The sequence below is a fragment of the Paenibacillus sp. Y5S-9 genome (genome assembly GCF_036894235.1).
Lineage (GTDB): Bacteria > Bacillota > Bacilli > Paenibacillales > Paenibacillaceae > Paenibacillus.
The window spans coordinates 457,941-483,286 of record NZ_CP145887.1 but is presented as its reverse complement, the minus strand read 5'-3'; the positions used below and the strand labels follow the sequence as shown (position 1 = coordinate 483,286).

Annotated in this window: 24 protein-coding genes; 8 read left to right on the top strand and 16 right to left on the bottom strand. The window is 47.8% G+C overall.

Annotated elements, in window-relative coordinates:
* Positions 1–65: 65 nt before the first annotated feature.
* The 6 genes from V6669_RS02285 to V6669_RS02260 form a co-directional block, all read right to left on the bottom strand.
* Positions 66–1,226: an ABC transporter permease gene (locus tag V6669_RS02285; protein WP_338590320.1), complete on the bottom strand. Its 1,161-nt coding sequence runs from the start codon at positions 1,224–1,226 to the stop codon at positions 66–68.
* Between the two features lie 352 nt (positions 1,227–1,578).
* Complete coding sequence (locus V6669_RS02280; RefSeq protein ID WP_338594817.1) at positions 1,579–4,065, bottom strand: heavy metal translocating P-type ATPase; 2,487 nt, start codon at positions 4,063–4,065, stop codon at positions 1,579–1,581.
* 217 nt (positions 4,066–4,282) lie between these two features.
* Entirely contained in the window at positions 4,283–4,483 is a 201-nt protein-coding gene (locus V6669_RS02275) for a copper ion binding protein (RefSeq protein ID WP_017691004.1), read from the bottom strand.
* Between the two features lie 59 nt (positions 4,484–4,542).
* Positions 4,543–4,944: a metal-sensitive transcriptional regulator gene (locus V6669_RS02270; protein ID WP_289392660.1), complete on the bottom strand. Its 402-nt coding sequence runs from the start codon at positions 4,942–4,944 to the stop codon at positions 4,543–4,545.
* A gap of 126 nt (positions 4,945–5,070) precedes the next feature.
* Positions 5,071–5,559 (bottom strand): GNAT family N-acetyltransferase, encoded by a 489-nt coding sequence (locus tag V6669_RS02265; RefSeq protein WP_338590317.1) that lies wholly within the window; start codon positions 5,557–5,559, stop codon positions 5,071–5,073.
* A gap of 123 nt (positions 5,560–5,682) precedes the next feature.
* Positions 5,683–5,871: a hypothetical protein gene (locus V6669_RS02260; RefSeq protein WP_244898276.1), complete on the bottom strand. Its 189-nt coding sequence runs from the start codon at positions 5,869–5,871 to the stop codon at positions 5,683–5,685.
* 159 nt (positions 5,872–6,030) lie between these two features.
* On the opposite strand from V6669_RS02260, the gene V6669_RS02255 reads away from it, so the two are divergent.
* Entirely contained in the window at positions 6,031–6,216 is a 186-nt protein-coding gene (locus V6669_RS02255; RefSeq protein ID WP_101314872.1) for a hypothetical protein, read from the top strand.
* 65 nt (positions 6,217–6,281) lie between these two features.
* On the opposite strand, the gene V6669_RS02250 is transcribed toward V6669_RS02255, so the two are convergent.
* From V6669_RS02250 to V6669_RS02220, 7 genes are all read right to left on the bottom strand, one after another.
* Complete coding sequence (locus tag V6669_RS02250) at positions 6,282–6,893, bottom strand: hypothetical protein (protein ID WP_338590310.1); 612 nt, start codon at positions 6,891–6,893, stop codon at positions 6,282–6,284.
* A gap of 206 nt (positions 6,894–7,099) precedes the next feature.
* On the bottom strand, positions 7,100–7,858 hold the full coding sequence (locus V6669_RS02245) for a nucleoside phosphorylase (RefSeq protein WP_338590308.1): 759 nt from the start codon (positions 7,856–7,858) through the stop codon (positions 7,100–7,102).
* A gap of 1 nt (position 7,859) precedes the next feature.
* Complete coding sequence (locus tag V6669_RS02240; protein WP_017691010.1) at positions 7,860–8,531, bottom strand: sulfite oxidase-like oxidoreductase; 672 nt, start codon at positions 8,529–8,531, stop codon at positions 7,860–7,862.
* Between the two features lie 46 nt (positions 8,532–8,577).
* Entirely contained in the window at positions 8,578–9,501 is a 924-nt protein-coding gene (locus tag V6669_RS02235; RefSeq protein ID WP_338590306.1) for an ABC transporter permease, read from the bottom strand.
* Positions 9,485–10,552 (bottom strand): ABC transporter permease, encoded by a 1,068-nt coding sequence (locus tag V6669_RS02230; protein WP_062837193.1) that lies wholly within the window; start codon positions 10,550–10,552, stop codon positions 9,485–9,487. Before V6669_RS02230 ends, V6669_RS02235 begins: the two co-directional genes overlap by 17 nt.
* A complete protein-coding gene (locus V6669_RS02225) occupies positions 10,549–12,048 on the bottom strand; it encodes an ABC transporter ATP-binding protein (protein ID WP_338590303.1) in 1,500 nt (499 codons plus the stop codon). The genes V6669_RS02230 and V6669_RS02225 overlap by 4 nt, the downstream gene beginning before the upstream one ends.
* A gap of 331 nt (positions 12,049–12,379) precedes the next feature.
* Positions 12,380–13,411: a BMP family protein gene (locus V6669_RS02220; protein ID WP_017691014.1), complete on the bottom strand. Its 1,032-nt coding sequence runs from the start codon at positions 13,409–13,411 to the stop codon at positions 12,380–12,382.
* A 276-nt stretch (positions 13,412–13,687) separates the two neighbouring features.
* Between V6669_RS02220 and V6669_RS02215 the strand changes: the two genes are divergently transcribed.
* From V6669_RS02215 to V6669_RS02205, 3 genes are all read left to right on the top strand, one after another.
* Positions 13,688–15,109 carry a hypothetical protein gene (locus V6669_RS02215; protein ID WP_338590298.1) on the top strand — a complete coding sequence of 474 codons (1,422 nt, stop codon included), beginning with the start codon at positions 13,688–13,690 and terminating at the stop codon, positions 15,107–15,109.
* A gap of 242 nt (positions 15,110–15,351) precedes the next feature.
* Entirely contained in the window at positions 15,352–15,942 is a 591-nt protein-coding gene (locus tag V6669_RS02210; protein ID WP_338590296.1) for a DUF5317 domain-containing protein, read from the top strand.
* 494 nt (positions 15,943–16,436) lie between these two features.
* Positions 16,437–18,269, top strand: coding sequence for a diguanylate cyclase (locus V6669_RS02205; protein ID WP_338590294.1), 1,833 nt, complete (start codon positions 16,437–16,439; stop codon positions 18,267–18,269).
* Between the two features lie 133 nt (positions 18,270–18,402).
* On the opposite strand, the gene V6669_RS02200 is transcribed toward V6669_RS02205, so the two are convergent.
* Positions 18,403–18,570: a hypothetical protein gene (locus V6669_RS02200; RefSeq protein WP_017691019.1), complete on the bottom strand. Its 168-nt coding sequence runs from the start codon at positions 18,568–18,570 to the stop codon at positions 18,403–18,405.
* Between the two features lie 305 nt (positions 18,571–18,875).
* Here V6669_RS02200 and V6669_RS02195 point away from each other — a divergent pair, with 305 nt between their 5' ends.
* The 4 genes from V6669_RS02195 (at position 18,876) to V6669_RS02180 (ending at position 23,476) form a co-directional block, all read left to right on the top strand.
* A complete protein-coding gene (locus V6669_RS02195; RefSeq protein ID WP_338590292.1) occupies positions 18,876–19,706 on the top strand; it encodes a histidine kinase in 831 nt (276 codons plus the stop codon).
* 1 nt (position 19,707) lies between these two features.
* Positions 19,708–20,364 carry a response regulator transcription factor gene (locus V6669_RS02190; RefSeq protein ID WP_036616682.1) on the top strand — a complete coding sequence of 219 codons (657 nt, stop codon included), beginning with the start codon at positions 19,708–19,710 and terminating at the stop codon, positions 20,362–20,364.
* Positions 20,365–20,613: 249 nt separating this feature from the next.
* Positions 20,614–22,329 (top strand): copper resistance protein CopC, encoded by a 1,716-nt coding sequence (locus V6669_RS02185; protein ID WP_338590288.1) that lies wholly within the window; start codon positions 20,614–20,616, stop codon positions 22,327–22,329.
* Positions 22,330–22,714: 385 nt separating this feature from the next.
* Positions 22,715–23,476: a YcnI family protein gene (locus V6669_RS02180; RefSeq protein ID WP_243391377.1), complete on the top strand. Its 762-nt coding sequence runs from the start codon at positions 22,715–22,717 to the stop codon at positions 23,474–23,476.
* Positions 23,477–23,708: 232 nt separating this feature from the next.
* On the opposite strand, the gene V6669_RS02175 is transcribed toward V6669_RS02180, so the two are convergent.
* The gene (locus V6669_RS02175) at positions 23,709–23,981 is read right to left on the bottom strand and encodes a hypothetical protein (RefSeq protein WP_338590284.1); all 273 of its coding nucleotides are present in this window, start codon (positions 23,979–23,981) and stop codon (positions 23,709–23,711) included.
* Between the two features lie 56 nt (positions 23,982–24,037).
* Positions 24,038–25,327 (bottom strand): hypothetical protein, encoded by a 1,290-nt coding sequence (locus tag V6669_RS02170; RefSeq protein WP_338590282.1) that lies wholly within the window; start codon positions 25,325–25,327, stop codon positions 24,038–24,040.
* Positions 25,328–25,346 lie beyond the last annotated feature (19 nt).

The following is a 25,346-nucleotide window of genomic DNA, read 5'->3' as shown; positions in this document are numbered from 1 at the left end:
CACCCCGATGAAAATCATCGGGGTGCTTGTCCTATCCTATGATGCAATGGTATGCATCTGCTGTATTAGTTGTTTGCTTGAGCAGGGCTTGGAGCCATAGCTGGCATGCGTTGTTTTTTCAATAACGTCACGACCAGTGACAAAGCAACAGCAACCAACAGTACAATGACGATAGAGCCCGCAGCAGACTGAACCCCTGGGCCTCCCAACTGCACGCTCAGAATACCCTGAACGGCGTATGTTGCAGGCAGGTACTGCCCAATGCCACTATAGAAGCTGTTCAGCAATTCACGTGGTACCATTGCACCGGAAGATACCAGTTGCAAGGACAGTGAGATGATGTTGAACAGACTTCCTGCTGGTCCAAAGCAGATCAGGAAGAACTGGGAGAAGAACATGAACGTGCACAGGAAGAGCGCCTGGAACAACCAGAATGCAACGAATCCTTGTGCAATCTGTCCTCCCAGTGCCACAATCAGTGAAGATCCCAGCAAGGAAACGACCAATGCAGAACCCACGTTAATGACTACTCTCGCGCCAAACAAAGTCAATCGGGAATAGGTAGATGACAGCATACCCATCGCTGTCTGGAGGTTCATCCCCATGATCATGGCACCTACATAGGAAGCCAGTACCATCATCATCGGCACCATCTGATTATTCATCCCGTTAACCGGGTTGATGGACGTTGTTGTTCCTTCTACTCGGGTAGTCAGGTTTGTCGCGGCTTCAGCAGCCTGTTCGGCAGGAGCGCCTGAAGCAGTCAACACCGTCTGTACCCCTTGTGCTGTAGCTTGTTTGTTAATTGTGTTTGTCACACTTTGTGATACACCTTGCATCATGCTTTTAATCGTAACCGGGTTCGCTTCATTAATGGTGTATTTAATCTCGGCGGTTGAACCAGCCGTCTGAAGCAATTCGTTAAACCCTGCCGGGATATCCAGCACCATGTGTACTTTGTGATGATTCAGCTGATCCAACGCTTCAGCCGCACTCAGATTGGATACGGTGTGGAAAGGCAGTGTTCCTGCGAGGGAGTCTGCAATTCCTTTGGACATTTCGCCGTCCTCATTCACAATCGCAACCGTCAATTCTTTCGTACGGTCATTTACTCCAGAATATGCGGTCATCCAGATCACGCTAAAGATCACTTGAAACATAAGTGCTGTTACGATCCCTACAATCACTGGCGGTTTTTTAAACAATGTACGTAAAGCCTGTAACATAAAAGGTGTCCTCCATTACTCAAATAGTTCTAATTTGATTTAAACAGTTGTTTGAATCAAACGATCGTTTAAATTTTATGTGAATATGTCCATATTGTCAACTCATTTTTTGAAAAATTCAGAAAATATAAGCTTTATTCATGAATGCAATTGATTCGTTTTCACAAAAGAGTATTATGCTATCATTTCTCTGTAGAAAAGAAAATCTATACCAACAATTGAGGCCGCTCTTGTCTGGCGATTCAAACTCTGTTTTCTTAACAAAAAACACGGCCCGCTGCAGCGAACCGTGCATTTATTATCCTCACTTTATTACAATGAGGCGTTGAATATATCTCCAAACAAAAGTTGGTCAGCCGTTTCTATTTAGCTTCATGCGTTGCAGACGTAGCGCATTCAGGACAACCGACACGGAGCTGAACGCCATCGCCGCCCCTGCCAGCCATGGAGCCAAGAAGCCAACTGCCGCAATGGGAATACCAATAACATTGTATCCGAGTGCCCAGAACAGGTTTTGTTTGATGTTACCCATCGTGCGCCTACTCATCTCAATCGCATCTGCAATGCTGTTCAGATCACCACGCATCAACGTAATATCCGCTGCTTCCATCGCTACATCCGTTCCTGTTCCGATGGCCATCCCAATATCAGCAGTAGCGAGTGCCGGAGCATCATTAATGCCGTCACCTACCATCGCAACTTTCAGGCCACTCTCCTGAAGTTTCTTCACTTCCGCAGCTTTACCTTCCGGCAGTACCTCAGCCAGAACTTTACCGATCCCTGCCTGTTCTGCTACAGCGCGAGCAGTCCGCTCATTGTCTCCCGTGATCATAATGACATCGATCCCCATCGCTTGAAGACGACCGATGGCTTCACGAGAAGTATCCTTGATGGTGTCAGCCACAGCCACGATCCCTGCCCACTGACCATCCACCGCGACCAGCATCGCTGTACGCCCTTGTTCTTCCAGACGGTTCATCTGCTGAACGGTTTCCTCAGAGACATTCACCTTTGCATCTGCAAGCAAACGACGCGTGCCGACCAGTATTTCCTGCCCTTTTGCTGAAGCTCGCACACCGTATCCCGGTATGTTCTCAAACTTCTCTGTTGGGGTTAACTCCAGACCCTTGGCACGGATACCCGCAACAATCGCCTCTGCCAGCGGATGCTCGGAACTCTGTTCTGCCGCTCCCACTCGCTCAAGCAGATCGGATTCCGTCCAATTCGGAGCCGTAACAACATCAGTAAGGACGGGTTTACCTTGGGTTACTGTACCTGTTTTGTCGAGCACCACGGTCTGAATCTGTTGTGCCGACTCCAGATGTTCGCCCCCCTTGAACAGAATACCATATTCAGCCGCACGTCCTGATCCAGCCATGACGGAGGTTGGCGTTGCCAGCCCCAATGCACATGGACAGGCAATAACGAGCACGGCAATCGCTTTTTCAAGGGAACCGGCGAAGTCACCAGGACTTGCAAACAGATACCAGATCAGGAATGTCAACGCGGCAATACCCACGACAATCGGTACAAATATGCCTGATATGACATCGGCGATCCGCTGGATCGGTGCTTTGGAGCCCTGAGCTTGCTCCACCACTTTGATGATTTGGGATAAAGCCGTGTCCGATCCCACTCGAGTCGCACGCAGTCGTAATACCCCGTTTTTGTTCAGCGTAGCACCTGTAACGGCATCTCCCGGTTTTTTATCCACGGGGAGGCTCTCTCCGCTTAGCATGGATTCATCCACAGAGGACTGCCCCTCTTCAACGATACCATCCACCGGGATGCTGTCCCCCGGCTTCACCATGATCAGATCACCCACCGCCACATATGCGGCAGGAACCAACACTTCCTGTCCATCACGAATGACACGGGCTTCACGTGGAGCCAGTTCAATCAGGCTTTTGATCGCCTGTGAAGAGCGACCTTTCGCCACAGCTTCGAACCATTTTCCCAGTAAAATTAACGTAATCAGAATTGCACTTGTCTCATAATAGAGTTCTACCGAAGGCATGGCGGCTGTGCTTGTTCCCATTGCACCATGATCCATCGTTGTAGAAGGTAAGTACCCACTGGATAAGGTCAGATACAGACTGTAGAAAAACGCTGCGCTGGTACCCAGTGCGACGAGAACGTCCATATTCGCGCTGCGGTTGCGTAGGGCTTTGTACGCCCCTACATAGAACTGCCACCCAATCACGAACTGTACCGGTGTTGCCAGCAGCAGTTGGAACCATGGGTTCATGAACAGATCTGGGACATAGATTCCGGATGTGAACGAGAAATGTCCGACCATTGCCCACAGCAAAGGAATCGATAACAACGCAGATATCATCCATTTCCACTTTTTGCGTTGCAGCTCACGTTCACGAACCGATGTGGTCTCTTCTTGCGTCAATTGCAGTTCAGCACCGTAGCCCATTTGCTTGATCTTGGCGGTAATATCCGAAGGTTTCAATGTGCCTGCGGCATATTCAATATGCCCTGTCTCCAGTGCCAAATTCACGTTCGCCTGAGATACCCCCGGTAGTCGAGAAAGACCTTTTTCAATCCGGGCAGAACAGGCAGCACACGTCATACCGGTGATGTTCAAATCAACTGATTCGGACACCGTACCGTAGCCAAGCGCCTCTACTTTATCCCGCAACGCATTCACGTTGGTTGTCTTCGGATCATAAGATACGGTTGCCTGTTCGATGGCAAGGTTCACATTGGCCTCATGTACCCCTTCCATGCGGGTCAATCCCTTCTCCACTCGCGTCGAACATGCAGCACAGGTCATTCCCGTGATGTGCAGTGTTGCCTTTAGTCCTGGTGCTTCTGCCATAGGTGGCATTGGTGTGGGTTCGGATGATCTATCCATTGGTTTATTCGTTGAGTTATCCATCATGTCAGCTCCTTTCATGTCAATTCAATTTTTGTATGTTGCATTCCATTATACCCCCAAGGGGTATATATCAGACAGAAAATTAGGCTTAAACCTGACTCTTGGAAAAAGGTACTCTGACCTCTTTTTCGCCCATGAGCATGTTCGGTTTAAGCCTGTGATCCCGTTAGACTACATCGTATCCCTGATCTTCAATCGCAGCTTTGATCTGATCCACGTTCACCGTCTGCTCATCATATTCCACCGCTACTGTCCCCGCTGCCAGATCAACCTTACCACTCGCACCGGTATTCTTCACAGCTTCTTCAACTGATTTCACGCAGTGATTGCAAGACATTCCCGTAACGTTCAATGTAACATTAGACATTGTAAATTCCTCCTTGGGGTATATTAAAATGATAAATTAAATAGGTGAATTGATTCAGCTTACTTCATTAACTTCCGCATCGTAACCAGCAGTTCATCCACAACTTCATGTTCACCAGCCTGAATACGCTCAACGATACAGCTCTTCATATGGCCTTCAAGCAAAAGTTTGCCTACTGAATTAAGAGCAGACTGAGCCGCCGCGATCTGCGTCAGCACATCATCACAATACGTATCCTTCTCGATCAATCCCTTGATCCCGCGAATCTGACCTTCCACACGGTTCAAACGAGAAACCAGGTTACTCTTCATCTCCTGCGAATGGTGACTCTTGCGCACATGCTTCCCATCACTGCCCTCGGCATGACAGGATACCGCTTCTTCTTGAACTGTAGCCAAAACTTCCGTTGAATCGGACTTGGAGGATTGCAAAGGTTCCTCGGGATGGCTCTGATGATCCATCATGAACACCCCTTTTCTTTCGTTCTTTTCTAAGAGTAACATACCCCATGGGGGTATTCAAGAGTATTCTGATATTTTATTAAAAATGGATGAATTACTCCCTAAAATTAAATAGGGCGATGCATCTTACAAGGTATACTCCATTCTGCTGCTGCGAACGACCAGACCCATCTGTTCATAGAAAGCCTGTGCGCCAGAGTTAAACGTCGACACGGATAATTCCACACTGTCTGCCTGAAGCTCTCTCCCTAGCTCGATGAATGCTTGTAGTAACCGTTTGCCTGTTCCTTGGCCCCGATGTTTGGTATCAACTACAAGTTCATGGATGTACAACATCTTGCGATCCACCATCAATTGGTTATCCTGAATTACACTTAACTGCGCGCTCCCGTAACCCAGAATCAAACCCGTTTCCGAGGACTCGGCAACATACAGATAACGCTTGTCCGTTTCCAGCAGTTCGGTGAACTCCTTTTCCTCCATTCTCGTCTCCAACGCTCTGTATAGATCGGGCCGCCCCTCGACATGCATCTGGTGTAGTTCATCCATCAATAATGACACGCCAGAGTAGTCCCTCATTTCTGCCTTTCTGATGTTAATCGTACCCGTACTCATCCCCATCACTCTTTCATCTACTGAATTTTACATTATTATACAACCAAAAAGCAGATACCATAAGGGTACCTGCTTCGCTAAATTTATTTTCATTCCACAAAGCGAATGTGATGCTCATGTTGTTTATTTTTTCGAAGAAGCATTTCCTTCATTAAATGCAACAGGTGATGGCTTCGCTGCCCATTCGTCCGCCTGTGGCTCAATGTCTACTCCGCTCAAAATCTTCTTTTTCTCCATCAAGGAATCCCCGTCTTCATCCAGCTTGTTGCGAATTTCCGCCTCGTCCTGAGGTTGATTGTTCTGTGTCATCATAGAGTCCTCCCTTTTTCGTATTCATGGTTGATGTTCCTTTATATAACGTGCCCACTTTCTGCATTATCATTCTCTTCGAGGATCAGGCCGTCCCCAAGTTATGTGTTACTTGAATTAATGATACAATATGAACATTACTTTTTGAGGAGATTTTATTTCATGGCTACAGATAAAAGAGTTTTTACACTTAGGTTGCGAGAAAAGAATTTTGAGAAAATTAAAGTGATTGCGGACAAAAACAAACGATCTATTGCAATGCAAATTGAGTATCTTATTGAACAACATATTGAAGAATTTGAGAAAGAACAAGGTGTTATTACCCCTGATACACATAATGACGTATAGATTTTGCGCCCTTAGTACATGCGCATTATCCATACGTCATTTTTCATGATATATCCTGTTCCCCGTTAATCGAAATCAACCTGTTTATCCAAAATGATTTCCTCTACTTTGTATTCCATCTCTGGTATTGAGGGAATCAAGGAGAATCGAACGTTATCCAGAGAAGAAGGAAGAGCAGGAACCACTCGGAAACTAATTTGAGTCTCCCCACCTCCTCCTCGACTACCATGTCTCATGGTTATATGTCTCTGTTCGCTGAATATTTCCAGAGCCAAATGTGGAACCATTTGTATACGCTCAGCTTCATTCCCCTTATATCGAATTTCCACGTAAACGAGGCTTTCGCCTTCATATTGCATTGAATGCGTAATCATATACTCACACGAATCTTTGAACATTTTCTTCATAATCGGCACCACACTTGTCAATTGGAGAGGTTCACTTGGAAAGTAGTGCCTTTGCGGCATCGGCTGCACGCTACGGAGAACATATCGGATATCTTCCTCCTTCATATCCAGTAAGCTCACCCATTCATCGATGGTATTTTGAGGGGGTTGGTATTGGGCAGCTCCGGTTATGTCCTTTCTGGCTGCAACCAGTTTCAAAAGTTGCTCATCAATCCGCTGTACCTCATCGCTGTATTCATTAGGAATTTCACGTAATTCACTCCAGCCCATATTTAATCACTCTCCTAATTTAATGACATGCCATGCAAATACAATTCGCTACTGTACCTGCATCTCCCTCTTAAAAAGGAAAGGACGCCCCCTAGGTCATATTCGTGACCTTTCGGGACGCCCTTTTTATATTGTCCACCTCAAATGGACATCATCTACTGTTTTGCTTGTAACTATGAGCAAAAATGCATACTTGCCTTCACCAACTATGCCTCATCCTGGCGAGCAAGTGCGGCGAGCGCGCGTAGCGCTGCATTAATCTCGCGCTCCACCGCTTGTCCAACCGCATCCGTATGCGGATCATACTCGGCAGCCAGATCACTGTCCGCGAATCCATCGATCGCGACAATCGCTCCGGCGCGAGCGCCACGCAAGGTGCTGACGATGTAGAGCGCAGCAATTTCCATCTCGGCTGCAAGTGCTCCAGCCTGCTTGTACTTGCGGTGTGGAATCTCTTCCACACCTGCAAAGAACGCATCCAGCGTTACGGTGATACCAACGCCCACTTTGCCTGCAAACGTTGCAGCATCCGCGCTTTCTTGCTCACGAGCAGCTTCGATCAACGCTTGTGTCACCCCAATGTCCGCTACCGCCGGGAAACCATCCGGCACCAGTTGGCGAGTCAACCCGTCCGTACGAACAGCGGCTGTACTCACAATCACACTGCCTGCCGGATAATCGGCTGTATACGACCCTGCGGTACCTACACGAATCAGAGTTGTTACACCCGCGCGAATCAATTCCTCGAAGCAGACAGCTGCTCCAGGTGAACCTACACCATGGCTGACCACAGCGATCTGTACCCCTTCATACAATCCAACAAATGTACGATACTCCCGACTGAACGCCAGTTCTCTCGCCTGCTCCAGCTTACGGGAAATCTTCTCCGCACGTGCCGGATCACCACAGACGATGGCATATGCCGGCATGTCTTCCGAATGAATCTGCAAAATAGGCATCAACATATTAATCAAACTCCTTCTTCGTCCACTCGTCTTCCGGAATCGGCAGATCTTCACCCGAGAAGCGTTGCTCCTTGAACGGATCGGCAAAATGGTGGAAACCATTCACTTCCCAGAAGCCGTTACGGTCTTCTGTCATAAACTCCAGACCACGTATCCACTTCGCACTCTTCCAGAAGTAGAGTTGTGGCACGACCATACGCAGTGGAAAACCATGCTTGGGTGTTAGTGGCTCGCCGTTATATTTGAATGCAAGCAGTACATCATCATGCATCAACTCTTCAAGCGGTACATTTGTCTCATAATCGTGATCGGCATGGATCATGACGTATTTCGCTTCCGGTTTAACCCCCAGAAGTTTTACAAAATCGGAGAAGCGAATACCTTCCCACGGCGTATCGAATTTCGACCAGCGTGTGACACAGTGGATATCACTCACCGTGTTCACCTGTGGCATCGCCTGTAACTCAGCTAGAGAGAACACCTTCTCCTCTTCCACTTCGCCGAATACCTTCAGGTCCCATGTGGACAGGTCATATTCCGGCACTTCCCCTTCATGCAGAATCGGGAATTTCTCCGTCAGCATCTGCCCTGGCGGCAAACGATCTCCGTGATCGTTACCTGTTTTGGGTGCCGGGGTTTTACTTTTTTTCAAACGTTCAGCCTTGTTATGCAAGTGGAATTCCTCCTTCTTTTACTGTCTCTAACATAGACATTCAGAATTAACGCGAGCTTCCGCCCGCTTTCAGTGCATCCTGTGCATAGGTACGGTCTTTGAAAAAGAACATTGCGACCAGCGTCACAATATACGGCAGCATCAACGTGAAATGGGTTGGCAAGGAGAATCCTTGCAGACGAATACTCAATGCTTCCATGAAGCCAAACAGCACACTGGAGCCCATCACGCCTAGCGGATTCGCTTGCCCCAGCATCGTTGCTACCAGTGCGATAAAACCACGACCCGCAGTCATGCCTTCAGTAAACATCGTCACCTGACCAAGCGACAACTGTGCTCCAGCGAGGGCACACAACACGCCGCACATCAGAACGGCACCATACTGGATGCCACGTACCTTGATCCCGATGCTCTGTGCTGCAATCGGGTTCTCACCGACGGAGCGCAGGCGGAAGCCAGATACACTTTTGAACAGATAGAATTGTAATGCAATCACGAGCACAATGCCGAGGTAGACCAGGGGACTATGTCCCGATAATACATCGCCGACCCACGGAATGTCCTTAATTAGCGGAATATCCCACTTGGGAAGTCCCACCATGTCTTTGTCGTAGTATGCACCTTTTACATCAAAAATCGCACGCAGTGCAAAGGTCGTCACTCCCGCAGCCAGGAAGTTTAGCGAGATCCCGACCACGATGGCGTTAGCCTTGAGGTTAATACTTATAAAGGCAAAGAGCGCCGAGAATAACATCACAATAATAATGGAAAAGAGTACAGCAAGCAGCACATTGCCGAACAGATAATTGCCGACAATGGCGGAGAACGCACCGATCAAAACCAGTCCCTCGAGACCCACGTTGAACAGACCGACACGGGAACATAAAGCCCCACCGAGCGCTGCAAGCAGGATTGGAGTCATAATCCGCAAGGTTGAGCCAAACATGGCTGCATCAAACAGTTGTTGCATTGGACTTTTTCTCCTTTCTCCGCTTCAGGAATGAATAACCGATCTGAGCTGATACAAATAACGTCAATACAGCCTGGATGACACTGCCAACTTCCAGCGGCACATCCGTATTCCGTTCCATCCCCATGGCACCTGTCTGTAACGCAGCCAGCAAAATAGCTGCCACAGCTGTACCGAGTGGATGCGAGCGGGCAAGCAGCGTTGCCATAATGCCGCTCCATGCGTAACTTGCCGATGACAGTGAGCCATCAAGGAAACGGTACTGTGTACCGAGCACTTCTCCCGCACCTGCCAGTCCAGCAAGTCCACCACTAATGACCATGGACAACATCATCATGCGAATGCGGCGAACACCACCGTAGGTTGCAAAGGACGGGTTACTTCCGAGCATGCGGATCTCGTAACCAGTCACCGTTTTGTGGGTGAACCAGTAGATCAGAATAGCCGCTACGATGGCAATAATGAAGCCAGCATGTAGCCCCATACCTTGGAACAACTTCGGCAACCAGATACTCTGATCAATCATGGGTGTCTGCGCCATCGCTGCTGATCCAGTCCGATCCTTAAATGGATAGGAGACCATGTAGCCCCCAAAATAAATGGCAATATAATTAAGTAGTAAGGTTGTGATTAACAAGTTCATGCCAAACCGAGCATCCAGCCAACCTGCAAACAGGGACCAGATTCCACCGGCAACAATACCAGCCACAATCGCAGCAATACACACAAACCAGCCCGGGCCTGGCAGATAAAGCGCCGTGAGCGCCGCACTGAGCCCGCCAAGAATCATCTGACCTTCGGCTCCCATATTGAAAAATCCGGCACGGAATGCCAATGCTACGCCAAGTCCCGCCAAGATGATTGGTGTGGAACGAGCCAACGTATTGGTGAAGAAGTAGAAGTTGCCGAAGGCCCCTTTCCACATCTCCGCATACGTATCCACCACATTACCGCCAACGATCAGAATCGCCACAGCCCCTGCAAGCAGACCGATGAATACGGCAAGCAGCGGCTGTACGAGTCCGCGAAGTGTTTCTTTTACCCGATTCATATCCGCTCTTTCCCTCCTGCCATTAACAAGCTGATCTGTTCCTCAGTCGCTTCCTCTGCTCTCAATTCTCCGGCAATTTCTCCTTCATACATGACAATAATGCGATCAGATAATTGCAAAATTTCGGACAACTCTGATGAAACGAGCAGAATACCCGCACCCTCACTGCGTTTGCGCAGCAATTCGGCATGGATCGTCTCCATCGCTCCGATATCCACACCACGTGTTGGTTCGGCTGCAATTAGAAACGGTGTATCCTGTGCAAATTCACGGGCAGCAATCAGCTTCTGCAAGTTTCCTCCGGACAGGAACTGTGCCTTGGTTTCCGCAGAACCTGTCTTGATGCTGAACTGTTTGATCCAGCTCTCTACCATCGTTCTTGCTGCTTTGGCTTTGATAATGCCGCGTGATTGTAAGCGATGATGGTGTCCCATTAACCCGTTCTCGCGAACGCTCGCATCCTTGGCCGCTCCCCACATGTAACGATCTTCCGGAATATGAGCAAGTCCATGCTCCCGGATGCGCCGTACAGGCCAGTTGGTTGTATCCTGCCCGGAGAGCACAACGCGACCACTATCCGCCTTACGCAGTCCGGCAATGACCTGAATCAATTCAGACTGGCCGTTACCCGAGATACCTGCTATACCAACAACCTCGCCTTTTCGTACCTCCATGTGGATGTCCTTGAGCGCGGAACGATCCTTCGCTCCGGACAGATTGACCCCTTCCACCTGAAGCACCGCTTCCGCTGGAACCGATGGCTGCTTGTCCATACGCACAAGTTCACGACCAACCATCAGACGGGACAATTCCTCCACATGTGTATCCTTCGCTTCCAACGTACCTGTCACCTGACCATCCCGAAGTACCGTGATCCGGTCGGCTACATCCATGACTTCTTGCAGCTTGTGCGTGATCAGTACAAAGGTTTTGCCCAGCTTGGCGAGAGATTTCATATTCGCCAGCAGTTCCTTCACTTCAAGCGGTGTCAGTACCGCTGAAGGTTCGTCCAATATAATGATGTCTGCGCCCTGATGCAGCACCTTGAGAATTTCAACACGTTGCTGCATGCCAAGCGGGCACTCGGACACTTTTTTCCACGGGTCAACCGGCATGCCATATTGTCTGCCCAGCTCATTTACCTGAGCCGCTGCTTTTTTGCGGTCAAATGCGCCTGCCTTAGCCGGTTCGCGTCCGATCACGATGTTCTCCGCCACCGTAAAGGAAGGGAACAGCATGAAATGCTGGTGCACCATGCCGATACCACTTGCCATCGCCTGGGAAGGCGTAGCAAAGCTTACCTCGCGTCCACGGACTTTGATTGTGCCTGACGTAGGCTGTTCCATACCGTACAGCATACGCATCAAGGTTGTTTTACCGGCTCCGTTCTCACCGACAAGGGCATGAATCTCTCCCTCACGCAAATTAAAACGGATGTCACGGTTAGCGGTGAAGCCGCCGTATTTCTTCGTAATGTGCTCCATCTCCAACAGCATATCTCGCGTTCGCTCCCCTCAGTTCAACTTAAAGGTTACACTCGCCACTACGATGACAGAACAACCTTCCGATCGCTGTTATCCCCAGATTTTTTGATTCCCTTTTATAAAGGGGAAAATCCGGTGATAAAGGCGAGGTGTATGCTTCCGAAGCAGCTTTCTTTCAGAAAGCTTTTAGCATTGCTTCTTCAGGTTATTTCTGTCCTCTTCGTTATCGTGTAAACGATAAGTTGAACATATACTGGTCATTTAATAGCAGCAAAACCGGCTGCCTGATCGGGCAGCCGGCTGATCAATTCCATCACTCATTCATTGAAAAGAACAATCAAAACTATTGTTGCAATGGATCTTTGACTACAATTTTGCCGGATACGATATCATCCTTGATTGCTTTAACCTTGTCGATCACTTCTTGTCCAACAAAAGCATTCAATGGAGATTCGCTGTCACGTGTAACGTAAGTCAGGCCCACACCGTCTTCTTTCAAACCGTAGTTAACAGCGCCTGCTTTGAAGTTGCCTTCTACAAAATCTTTCACAGTCTCATAAGCAACCGTATCGGTTGATTTCAATTGAGACAATACGATATGTTCCGGGTCTTCAACGGTACGGTCCGTATCCTGACCGGAAGTGTAGAAGCCTTTTTCTTTTGCTGCTTCGAACACACCAAGGTCACCTACAGCGGATGCGCCAGCGATAAAGTCAGCGCCTTTGCCGAATTGTACCAGTGCCAATTCTTTTGCTTTGGCCGGGTCATTAAATCCACCTACATAGTTCACGAGGAATTCTGCGTCTGGATTCACGGATTCCAATCCTGCTTTGAAACCTTCCGTATATTTCTTGATCAATGGTACATCCATTGCTGCGATCATGCCGACTTTGTCTGTTTTGGTGGACAATCCAGCAGCTGCACCAAGCAGATACGCCCCTTCATATTCACGGAAACCAACGCTACGTACGTTAGGCAGATCCACTGTTGTATCTACAATTGCAAAGGACTTGTCCGGATTTTCTGCAGCAACTTTCTTCAATGCATCTTCTGCCTGGAAAGTGGCTGTAATAATCAGATCATAATTCTCGGCAACCGCAGCACGCAGATTTTGTTCAAATGCTGCCGGATCTGTCGATTCAATCGTCTTGGTGTCTACTTTGAATTCTTCGCCTGCTTTTTTGAAGCCTTCATCCATCTGTACAAAGAAAGGGTTAACCCCTATTTTTTCGGGAAGTACGAGGGCCATCCGAAGAGATTTCTCCGAATCACTGCCTTGGGCGGATTGTTCGTCTTTGGAAGCCGAATTCCCACAAGCTGCCAACAAAATAGCCAACATGATGATCGATAAGACGAACGATAAACCTCTTTTCATTTTGAAAATACCCCTTTTCAACATTCTTTTTTCTTATCCTAGCGGATACTGTCGATCCTTGTCAATAAATCTTTGAGCGTATACACTCAAATAGAATATAATTGACAACTCGCTTTCTACCAAGCTTTGGAAACCGCTCTGTATCAAGCTTTTTTTCGTTGACATCCAGCGCGTCTCCGTGCTAAAGTCAATCCAATTATTCTATTCTGATAGGAATTGTCAGAATTATAACCCAAAGCTGATCATTTTCCAACCCATCTTAAGGAGGCTATTCATTTGAAAAAGATCACCCAGATCACGTTGGCGGCCCTACTCGCCGCTCCGGTAACACTCGGCAGCCTTAGCTTGCCCGCTTCTGCTTCTGCAGCATCTGCAACTCCGGCTAAACCAACCACCTCACAAAGTGTCAAAGGACCGGTAGCTCAGGCTCCAGTTGCTTACACGGAAAGCGCAGCGGATTTTGCTCAATTCTTGCAAGCGAAATACAACGTTCAATTGCCGCAACAGATTACCAAAGGTGATTTCATTCAAGCCATTGCAGCCATCACGGAAGCAACTCAAACAAGTGACAGTGAAGCCAAAACTCCTGTCTTTACCGATCTGTCTTCTGGTGATTCTTCCTATGATGCTGCCGTATCCTTATACAATAATGGGGTTCTTACGGGTACAGAAGTACGTGCCAAGGATCAACTGAGCACTTATGCCACCGTCTTCATCGCGGTGAAAGCAGCCGGATTCAAGGAACTCGCTTATACATATCCCACAGAGAAAACGGCCAAAGCACTTGCCAAAGTTGGCATTAGCCCGAACCGTGTTCAGGGACAAGCCGCACAGGAACTGGCTGCAGCGATTGATACAGGCCTGATTCCCGAGAGCCTTTACCCTGCTCTCCTTAAGGGTGGCGTGGCAAGTAAAGATTTTGCTAATACTTTGCTTGGACGCGTGCTAGTCAGCCAAGGGAAATACAAACATGAGATTGGGCGTTCTGGCGATGCGGACATCTATTCCAAACTGTATGCTGCATATCGCACAGCGGATCTGATCGAATCACCTGAGCTGAGAAAGATTGTGGATCAGGCCCTGCGAGATGATCTCGTAACAGGTTACAACCTGAAGGATAGCCGCTTTGATTCCAACTTTATCGATGAACTGACACTTACCTACGGCCACGATAATATTCAACATGCTGTACAGTTGGTTGGTTTGCTGCGTAGCGAAGGCATTGACGCCGATGTACAATTCCAGCCGAAGACATCTGCCTTCATTTATTTGAAGGAATGGGGCGAGCCGAAGGAAACACCAGACTATAAAGTGACACAGATCGAGAACGGCAACTATATTGCTTCTGCGAAGGAATATGATATTCAGTTCGAGTTCAACAATGTGGCAGACAAAGTTCGCTTCAACGACATTGTGCTGAAATATGCCAAGAAGAACAGTGACAGTACATCGCCATTGATTCTCAGTTCCTGGTGGCAACCACTTTATTACTCACCAACTGCATTAGCCAACTATCCGGTCATTTCCAATAATAAGATCGCGCTTGGCAATTACTATGCTCAGTCCTTCTCGCTGAAAGAAAATGCGAAAGCCATTCGGGAAGGTTTCCTGAAACTGGCACCTGATGCAGACATTACGACCTATGACTTCTGGGTGGACCAGCCTTTCTTCAATTATCTGAACGGTGGTTCCGAATAAGATAAGTTCCAACTCCAACCGAATTAAAGCTCGTATTTTGCCATTATAAACCTCCGTCTTTACCGAATTTTACAGGGATTTCGACCCCTGGATTCGTAAAGGCGGTTTTTTGTTCAGCATTTTGCAAATTTCTTCTAAAAAATCATTTTTCTCATGCAGGAATTACCAATATAAGGTCGAATCCTTTATGTACACAAACACGCAATCATATTGCATATCTCCGCACGAACAGGAGTTACTCCATGGTATATGACGGTATTCTACTAGGATTGATCGTTGGATTTTTTCGGGGCGGGTTGCGGCATGGGCTCAACCAGTTTGCAGCACTCAAGCTGCGAAGTGGCTGGATTTTCCCTGTATTGTTGCTAATCCAGTTCTTTATTTTCTACCTCCAGGAACGATTCGAATGGGTGGCATCCATTAATGGATATCTCTTTGCTGCCGTCTACATTACAGGGCTCGCTTTCCTGTGGCTTAACAGACACCACACCGGTTTCATGCTCATCTGGATTGGGGTATTTCTCAATTTTGCCGTTATGGCTGTAAATGGTGGGCGAATGCCAGTTTCTGTAGAAGCTTCTGCTGTACTGGGACCCTACTATGTAGACATGCTCCGGGAAGGCGGCGCCGTATCAAAGCATTTTATGATGGATGCGTCTACACGTTTGCCTTTTCTCGGTGATATCATCCCACTCTCCAGCCCTTATCCACGGACTCAAGTCATCAGCATCGGTGACGTAGTCATGAACGTGGGCATATTCCTTTTTATCCAGTACATGATGGTGAATCGGGACAAAAAGGCTGTGCAACCTGCTAAAACTCATCAGGCTTAATGAGAACCAGGTAGACTCCAAGGAAGGGAGGTCTTCTCCATGAAAAAATTTGAAGGTGTGAAATATTCCCGCATTGTCATCAACGCAATCATCGTGGCTTCTGTCGTTGTAGCATTAACTTCGGGATACAAGCTGGGCGGCTAGTATCCATACCGCCAAACAAGACAAACAGGCTGCCAGCGGCCTGTTTTTTCTTTCTGGATTTTTGCCAGGCAACTTGTTATGTTATACATCTATATAGTATACCCCTATACAAGAACACCAATTATATATTGAACTGAACATTTACACGAAAACGGAGAGGACAGAAATAACCTGAAGAAGCGAAGCGTTCGCCTTTATCCCGGGATTTTCCCTTTTGGAAAAGAAATCAAAAAATCTGGGGATAACAGCGATCGGAAGGTTGTTCTGTCATCGAAGTGTAAGTGTTAATACCTATCAGTTCAATTTATATACACATCAAGAGTAGACTAAACCCAAGCAGGAGATTTTTTATGAACTTTATTCGTAACCTTATCCATAAGGCAGATCGAAGCAGTCTGTATGTTATTTTGCTTAGTTGTACCGGGATCGGTGTTTTTCTGTACATGAACAAGTGGTCTTACCTTCATCTAACCACGGCGGATTGGGTCATGGTCTACACCATGCTGGGTGCGGCGTTAATTTTGGATTATTTCACGTTCCAGATTCCACCTAAAGGCAATCAGCAATCCATGGACTCATCGGTATACCTTGCCTGTATATTCATGTTTGGCGGAGCTTTCAGTTTATCTGTCCTGCTTCCTGTCTCCATCATCCTGTTAATTAAAGACCGCAAGCTCACCTGGTGGAAACACATTGTCAATTTCAGCATCTACAGTCTCATGATTACGGGAGCAGCTGCCGTGTTTGAGTGGACTGGCGGGCAATCGGGAACTTTGGACGGCTATAATCTGATTCCTTATTTTGCAGCGCTCGCAGCCTACTTCATCATCAACACGATTACGCTTGGCTTATTCTTTCATTTCTCAACGAAGGATGCATTACAGCAGATGAAGCGGGCATTCGTTACCGAATCCCTGCTGGTTTATTTATGTACGCTCATTCTGGCTCTTGTCCTGACGATTCTGGTTGTGCACAATGGCGTGCTCGGTCTGTTATTGTATCTGAGTCTCAGTATTCTGCTCTCCCATGCATTCAAGCAGTTGTTTGTCATGTATCAGACTATTGAGGAGAAAGCTAACACGGATCAACGTACAGGTCTGTTCAACCATAGTTATTTTGAAAGTATGCTGGAAAATGAACTCACTACCGCTCGTACGCAAGGAACTCCACTCTGTCTGGGACTTATTGATATCGATGATTTCAAAAAGTATAACGATCGGTTTGGCCACCTTCAAGGCGACAGTCTGCTGGCTCTGCTGGGGGATTTTCTGATGCGAAAGACGGAAGGTACACCTGTTACCGCCTTTCGTTATGGAGGGGAAGAGTTCACTCTGCTCATGCCAGGAATGGAATTGGACGAATCCTACAAGTTTATGAATAAGCTGCGCAAACAACTAAACGACACGCCGTTTGAAGGCGTTGAAGTGTTTCCACACGGTTGTCTCTCCTTCTCGGGTGGCGTCGCCCCCTATCAGGTGGACATGTATAACAAATCCCAGCTCGTAGATCAGGCGGATAAAGCACTGTATTATGCGAAGAAACAGGGCAAAAACAACGTGCACCGCCACGGAAGCAATGATGGCATGGAACACGAGATTGATCTGGTACAGGACGTTCGAGACATCGAGCAGCAGCTTAATCTGTTCAGATACAAGGATATGGATACGTTTAAACATTCCAAACGGGTCTACAAATATGCACTGGATATCAGTGAATTGCTCGCACTGGACAATGCGGAAAAGCGTCGTTTCGTGCTGGGAGCACTGATTCATGACATCGGAAAACTGGAGATTCCCTGGTCCATTCTGAACAAAAAGGACAAGCTCACCGCAGAAGAATGGGAAACGATCAAAGGACATGTCACCTGGGGCAAAAAAATGGTGATCACAAACGATCGCTTCGCCGATCTGATTCCGTACATTGAACTTCACCACGAGCGTTATGATGGCAAGGGCTATCCTTACGGACTGAAGGGTAACGAGATTCCCCGGCTCTGCCGCATGCTGACCGTGATTGACTCCTTTGATGCCATGACGACAGAGCGGCCGTATCAGGAAACCAAGAACGTGGAAGAAGCGATTCGGGAGCTACGCTCATGTTCGGGTTCACAGTTCGATCCGGAGCTTGCCGAGTTGTTCATTCAATATATTGAGAAAAGAACCGCTCAGCAACAGTTGCAGTAAAATAAACAGTTCTTCTTCTATAAGCCCAGAAAAAGTAAAAGCGCTATCCCCGGTCTGATCGGAGATAGCGCCATTTTCATTTTCATGGAATGAATCGTACACCAGACAACTTCATTCTCGTGCAGATTCTACATTAAGATTTGGTATTCAGCTCATGTGAGGTCTGATGCAGCTCTTTAATCATCTGCTGCAAAAACATGTTGTCTTGGCGACTGATACCGTGCTGATTGTCTTGAACAAGCATCTGATGAATGTTCTTTTTGAGCAATTCACTGCGACGTTCCAATACTTCTTGACTCATGTTGTTGCGTCACTCCTTAACATGTTTTGTAATGAATTCACGTTCTATATTAAGTATAGAGGACCTTCTCCGATAGGGAAAACGGACTCAGCCTTCCTCAGCTGGACACACCAACCCTCACCTAGCGTGACAACATTTCACCCCTTGTCATTCTTAGATATCCTTCTAAATACTCCCTGATCCTCCCCAGCTTTCTTCAAAGTCACAGACTAGGGTCTTGGACAAGCTTGCGTTATAATGGTCCCATCCCTGTATAAATAAAGTACCTAATTAAGCTAATCCTAGATCAAAGGAGTTCTGCATTCATGTCCTATAAACAAATTAAATGGATGATTCTGCTGATCCCCACATTCACGGTTGGCATCTGGGAATATATTCGCCATCAGTTTCTGATGCCGTACCTTTCGATGGATGCCGGTAACTGGTTAACACCCGTCATCGTTTACCTCGTCAGCGTGACACTGCTCAGCCGATTGTTCCACATGCTCGAAGGTGCCAGGGCTGCTCTGGAGCAGGAACGTGCCGCGAAAGCAGCTCTGGAAGCTCGTGACCAATTGGCCAGAGAGCTACACGATGGCATATCTCAGTCTCTTTTCCTACTGTCAGTAAAGACCGATAAAGCAGGCCGTAGTCTGGCAGGGAGCGGGTATGAGCATGAGATCCAGGAGATTCAAAAAACCGTGCATGAAGTCAATACATATGTAAGGCAAGCCATTGCCCAGTTGCGTTATGTTCCTTCCTCTAACGTGGCACCCGAGATTATTTCACTGCATGCGCAGGTCGAAGTGCTCGTCAAGGAAACGGTACCTGGTGCACAGATTCATTGGGACCTGAGGGGTGTAACCTTCTCTGCCAAGGAGCAAGTGGAACTGCTCGCCTGTATTCGGGAGGGTTTACTGAATGTACGCAAACATGCACAGGCTACCCACGTTCAGGTTCACGCGGAGGGCAACCCGATTGCCTGGTTCATTTATATTCAGGATAATGGGAATGGACTAAGTGAAGATCCTCTTCATCTGAAGGATCGGTACGGACTGCGAATTACGAAGGAGCGTGCTGCCGAGATGGGGTGGTCTTTTACCCTCGATTCAAGACCGGGGCATACACGAATGACGATAGGGAAGGAGCATGCTTAGTATGGAACATGTACGTGTATTGGTTGTTGATGATCATGCGCATGCGCGTGAAGCGATCTGTAGCATTTTATCCGAGGACAGCCTGTTTGAAGTGATTGGTACAGCTTCGAATGGACAGGAAGCGCTGGAGCTCACCGGACAATGGATGCCTGACCTGATCCTGATGGACGTGCAGATGCCGGGCATGGATGGGCTGGAAGCCACCCGTCAGATCAAGCTGCGATTCCCTTATGTTATTGTTGTTATGGTCACGGTATCGGATGATGTGACCTTTCTGTTCGAAGCATTGAAACAAGGCGCTCAAGGTTATTTGCTCAAAAATCTAACACCTTCCACCTGGCTGGAGTACCTGCGCGCCATCGTCAGTGACGATGCACCGCTCAGTAAGGAACTGGCCTACCGGATTTTGCAGGAGTTTCCCGCACCACGCAGTGAAGATGTGCAAGATAACCCGCTAACAGCGCGGGAGCTTGAGATTCTGCAATGGGTATCCGCGGGATATACCAATCGGGAGATCGCTGATCAGCTCGGTATTTCAGACCAGACGGTGAAGAATCATCTGAAGAACATTTTGCAGAAGCTGCAGCTTGAAAACCGGGTACAACTCACCCGCTACGCGCTAGAGAGCGGGCTTGCAGGACGTAAACTTCGCAAATAATGTGGCTTCGTAACAATATGTGAATGGTAGCACGAACGTATCGCACACCAATATGAGATTTGTAACATAAGACGAGAGGGCGCTTTGCACCTTACACATTCATGCTTTTGTCACAATTATGTAGACCAAATCGTTTTTTTATAGCCCAATGTAGTCATACGCAGGCATTTTGGACAAAGTTATAATAGGTTAGATTGTGTTTAAAGGCCATGAATGACTACAAATCTATAACCTGAGGGTGATGATTTTTTGATTTTTACACGCTTTACCCTGAAATGGGGCAAACGGCACTGGGCATTGGTCACCAGCCTGTTGCTTGTGTGCTGCCTTGTTATGCCACAGTGGGCATCTGCCCATGCTTATATTGTTAAGGCTTCGCCAGGAGAAAATGAGATCCTCGTAGCTGCTCCGGAGCGGTTGACAATGGAGTTCAACGAGTCCTTGCAGACGGCCTTTTATGATATCAAAATTACCGGTCCTGACGGTACTCAGGCAGACGATGGAAAAGTTCAGATTGATGTGGATCGCCCTCATATTCTGGAGACTGGCCTGCGGGCTGGACTCGGGAACGGGACTTATGCCGTTAACTGGAAAGCTGTGTCTGCCGATGGACACCCGATTCAAGGAGCATATGTTTTCCATATCGGTGAACCATCCGGTTCTCCTGCCGGACTAAGTGATCTTACATCCGGTTCCGGCTCAACAGGTGGGCCGCTGAAATGGATCGTATCCCTGACAGACTGGATTCAGTATCTCGGATTGTCTGTCATTCTGGGGACACTTGCATTCTTGCTGCTGCGAATCGCACCGACATCCATGACAAGAGAACCTATGGATGTTCCGGGCAGCTACAGACTGTTATGGATCAGCTATGCTGCTGCTTCCTTTGCCGCTCTGATCAGCCTGCCACTAAATACGTTATATGAATCTGGTGTGGCTCTGGGCGAGCTAAGCTGGGGACTAATCGGAAGTGCGCTCAAGCTGACATCCTTTGGTCAGATCTGGATGTTACAGATACTCATTGTAATGCTGCTGGCCGTCACGATACTCTCTGGATATGATCGCGATCGATCCATCCGTGCTCGCATCTGGTCTTCTTACGGGTCACTCGTGCTCGTGCTTGGATGGCTGTTCACTCATGCCATGACGGGACATCCAGCTGCGGCGGATCAACGAGCTCTCGCGATTGCCATGGACTTCGTGCATCTGATCGGGGCAGCCTTCTGGATTGGTGCACTAACCGCCATGGCGATATGTCTGCCTCCACTCGCCGACAAGCTACCTTCGAAGGTACGAGGAGAAGTCTACTGGACTGCCATTCGCAGGTTTACCGCCTGGGGGATTGGCGCCGTAGCCGCTCTGGTCGCTACAGGAATATACAGCAGTCTGATTATTCTACCAGCACCTGTGCTGACCTCCTTGTTCACTACAGCCTACGGCCTTGTCCTGATCGGCAAGATCATTCTGCTGATTGTGATGGTTCTCTTTGCATGGCGTCATGCCAGATTAGCAAGAGCAGCAACGGGAAGCAGATTATCCGGCAGCCTGAAAGCCGAGCTTGCTACTGGTGCTGTGATTCTCGCTCTTGCTGCCGTACTGACACACCTGTCTCCAGGACAACCGGCTGCGGTCGGACCGTATCAGGAGACAAAGACTACAGAAGATGGCTCGGCGATCACACTTCAGGTGAGTCCCAATGTAACGGGAGAGAACCAATTTGAAGTCGATGTGAAACGAGCAGATGGAAGTATCGTTAACGATCTGGAACAGATCACACTGTCACTCACACATCTGGACATGGATATGGGGATCTATGAGATTACCATTCCGAAAAACGACACCGGTGTGTACAAGGCTGAAGATTACATCTCCATGCCTGGACGTTGGAATATCAAGGTGCATCTTCTGACCAAAACGTTGGATGCACTGGATGCCGAATTTGAGATCGACACTGCCAAGCCATAGTTACACACGTTTGTATTGAAAAGTGACCCAATCTAAAATTAGTGTTTCTACACACTGCAAATGCAGTGAAGGGAACGAAATTGATTCTGGAGAAGCGAAGCTAAAAGCTTTCTGATCTACACGAGAACGGAGAGGGCAGAAATAGCGTGATGAAGCGAAGCGTTCGCCTTTATCCCCGGATTTTACCTTTTAAGAAAAGGGAATCAAAAAATCTGGGGATAACAGCGATCGGAAGGTTATTTTGTCATCGAAGTAGCAAGTGTAACCTGCTTTTAATCACTCGAAAGACCATTCGTAACCGAACGGTGCCTTTGCAGAACGTAGACACTCATTTAAGAAAATGGGCCGCATCATATATGATAAGAACTGAGAGGGGTTATTTATTTTGAAGAAAACATCATGGATTTCCAAACTAACATCCACTATCGCAACAGGTACCGCAGCATTCATGTTATTCGCCGGATTCGCGAGCGCTCACGTTACCGTTAGCCCATCCGTTGCACAGACAAGCGCATGGCAGACGTACACGATTAAGATTCCATCCGAGAAAGAACTGCCTACAACCAAAATCACCATGAAAGTTCCGGAAGGTGTTGCATTCAAGCAATATCAACCACTGGCAGGCTGGAAAATCACTACAGAGAAAAACGATTCCAATGAAGTAACATCGATTACGTGGGAAATTGACGGCGATAACGAAGGGATTCTGGCAGGACAATTCCAGCAGTTCAACTTCGTTGCACAGAACCCTAAGGCGGAAGCTGAAGTAGCTTGGGATGCCTTCCAATACTACAGTGATGGTAGCATCGTAGAATGGACAGGTCAACCAAGTGACGCCAACCCGCACAGTATCACGACGATTAGCGAAGATCCGGCTGCTGCTGATAATGCTGCGGCAGGTGGCGGACATGATAGTGCAGGTACAGAAGGAAGCACTGGGGATAATGCAGCTACCGACGATAGCAAAGCAAATGATGACACCACGCTGGGCGATGCACTTAATGACACCGTTACAGGTGAGCCAAACAACACGGATACAGATCCGGGTACACTGAAGCTTCAACAAGCAACATTGATTGTATCCATTCTGGCCCTGATCTTGTCCTTCTTGGGGATTGCGTTGGCTACACGTCGCAAAAAACGTTAAGAACTAACTTACAGTTTTACGAAAACCTGAGAAAAATTCAGATAACAAAGAAGCCTATGGCATACGGGATCAAACCCGATGTGCCATAGGCTTTTTAGCTATCATCATCTTGATTGGCTACCCATGTTCTTTACAATCCGTGGTTAAAGCACTAATCATGCCGCTCCACGGTCACACTCTTATCCACGCTGATTGCCATCCGCAATATGGCATCAGCCAAACCACTCTTTAGCTAGCGTTCCTGATCCGTCTGGATCATAATCTCAATATATTGCAACAAGCTTTTCTTCTGCATTTCGATGGATTGAATACGTTTGGACAGGCCCGCAAAAAACTCTTCAATCTGCTGCCGTGTATGATCTGCGGACTGGCCTTTCCAATCGTTCAGCCGACTGTATAGCGCCCGCGCTTCTTGCTCATCGGCTTGCAGACGGGCAAGAAGCTGTGTCAGTTCTTTTTCCGCAATCCGAAGATCATTCAATTCCACCAGCAATTGTCCACCCACTCGTGTTCCCCTCCCCTATGTACGTGATATCAACGCTAGCCACCCAGAAATCCGAATTAAAAATGAACCGGACTCTCGTCAGCCTGCCGGAAGGCATCCGCCTTCTCATCAATAAAGTTCAGGAACTGGCTGGTGTGTTTCATATGCCATGTGCCAAGCTCATGAATGGATGCGTCCAATTGGGTGACAATTGGCTCCAGTCTGCGACTGCGGCTTGTATGCAGATATTGGGCCATGCGGGTTCGCACCTGATTCAGCTCCGCATTGCACTGTTGTGCATTTTGCTTCCACCGTGAAGCGACACTTTTCAGTTCTTCCGGCGTTACCTGAATTAGTCCAGAAGCTCCCCCCACTGAACCGACACCTGCAACCATCTTGCTGGTCTGCACACCAAAGCTACGCATAATATCCGCAAGCTCCGTCATGATATTGGAAGGTTCACGGGGAGTTTTATTGATTTTCTCACCAGTGGTAGGGTCGTATAGATCATTGGAAATATAACCATTCTCGAACTGATACTGCTTCAGGTCGTGGTATTCCTTCCCACCAAAGGTGTTACCAATCTTATCCCCCATGCTCATGTTGTCATTCATGTCCTTGTAATTAGAGTTGATGTAATACATGGAACCCACATGACGATCATAGCCACCAAAGAATCCACTGGCAACAAAGTCACCCGGGTGACCGAAGTTTACGATCTGATTATCGAATCCACCCTCTTCTGCCTTGCGTTTCAGTGATGGTGTCAAGCTGGATATTACAGATGGCGCACTAAAGGTCACTGCCGTCATTCCCGTATGGGCTGCTGCATACTGAGCATTTCCGCCGCCTAGTGAATGCCCTGTCAGAGAGAAGTCCAAATTCTTGTATTTGTTCTGCATATCCTTCGCATAGTCTTCTGCTTCGTACATTTGATTCGGAAAAGGATTCAGCTTTTTATCAATCTGCCTATCCAGCTCACCCACAGCATTATCCAAATGGGTCAGTCCAGTGACGTCTTTTACCTTTTGGATTCCACCTGATAACCAATCGGGTGTAAAATCGGTAGACTGTTCAATTTTTCTGCCCAGTTCGGGGATCGCAATCTGACCATCCGCCAGAAAATCAAGCCCTTTACGATCCCATCCGGCACTTCCTTCTGTTCCTCGGTAAGAAATGACCGCCTGCCCCGTTTCCTGATTGTAAAAAGTCACTGCGTCAAACCCGGAATAACCGTTGCCATGGGTATCCTCAAGCACTTGCCATCCTGGTAGATTCGCATATTCGGTGCCTGCTTTGGCATTTTCGTAAGCCAGTTCCGACATCAGACGGTATGTTTCATCATCAATTCGTGGTGTATCTCCCATGTTATGTTCACCTCCCAAA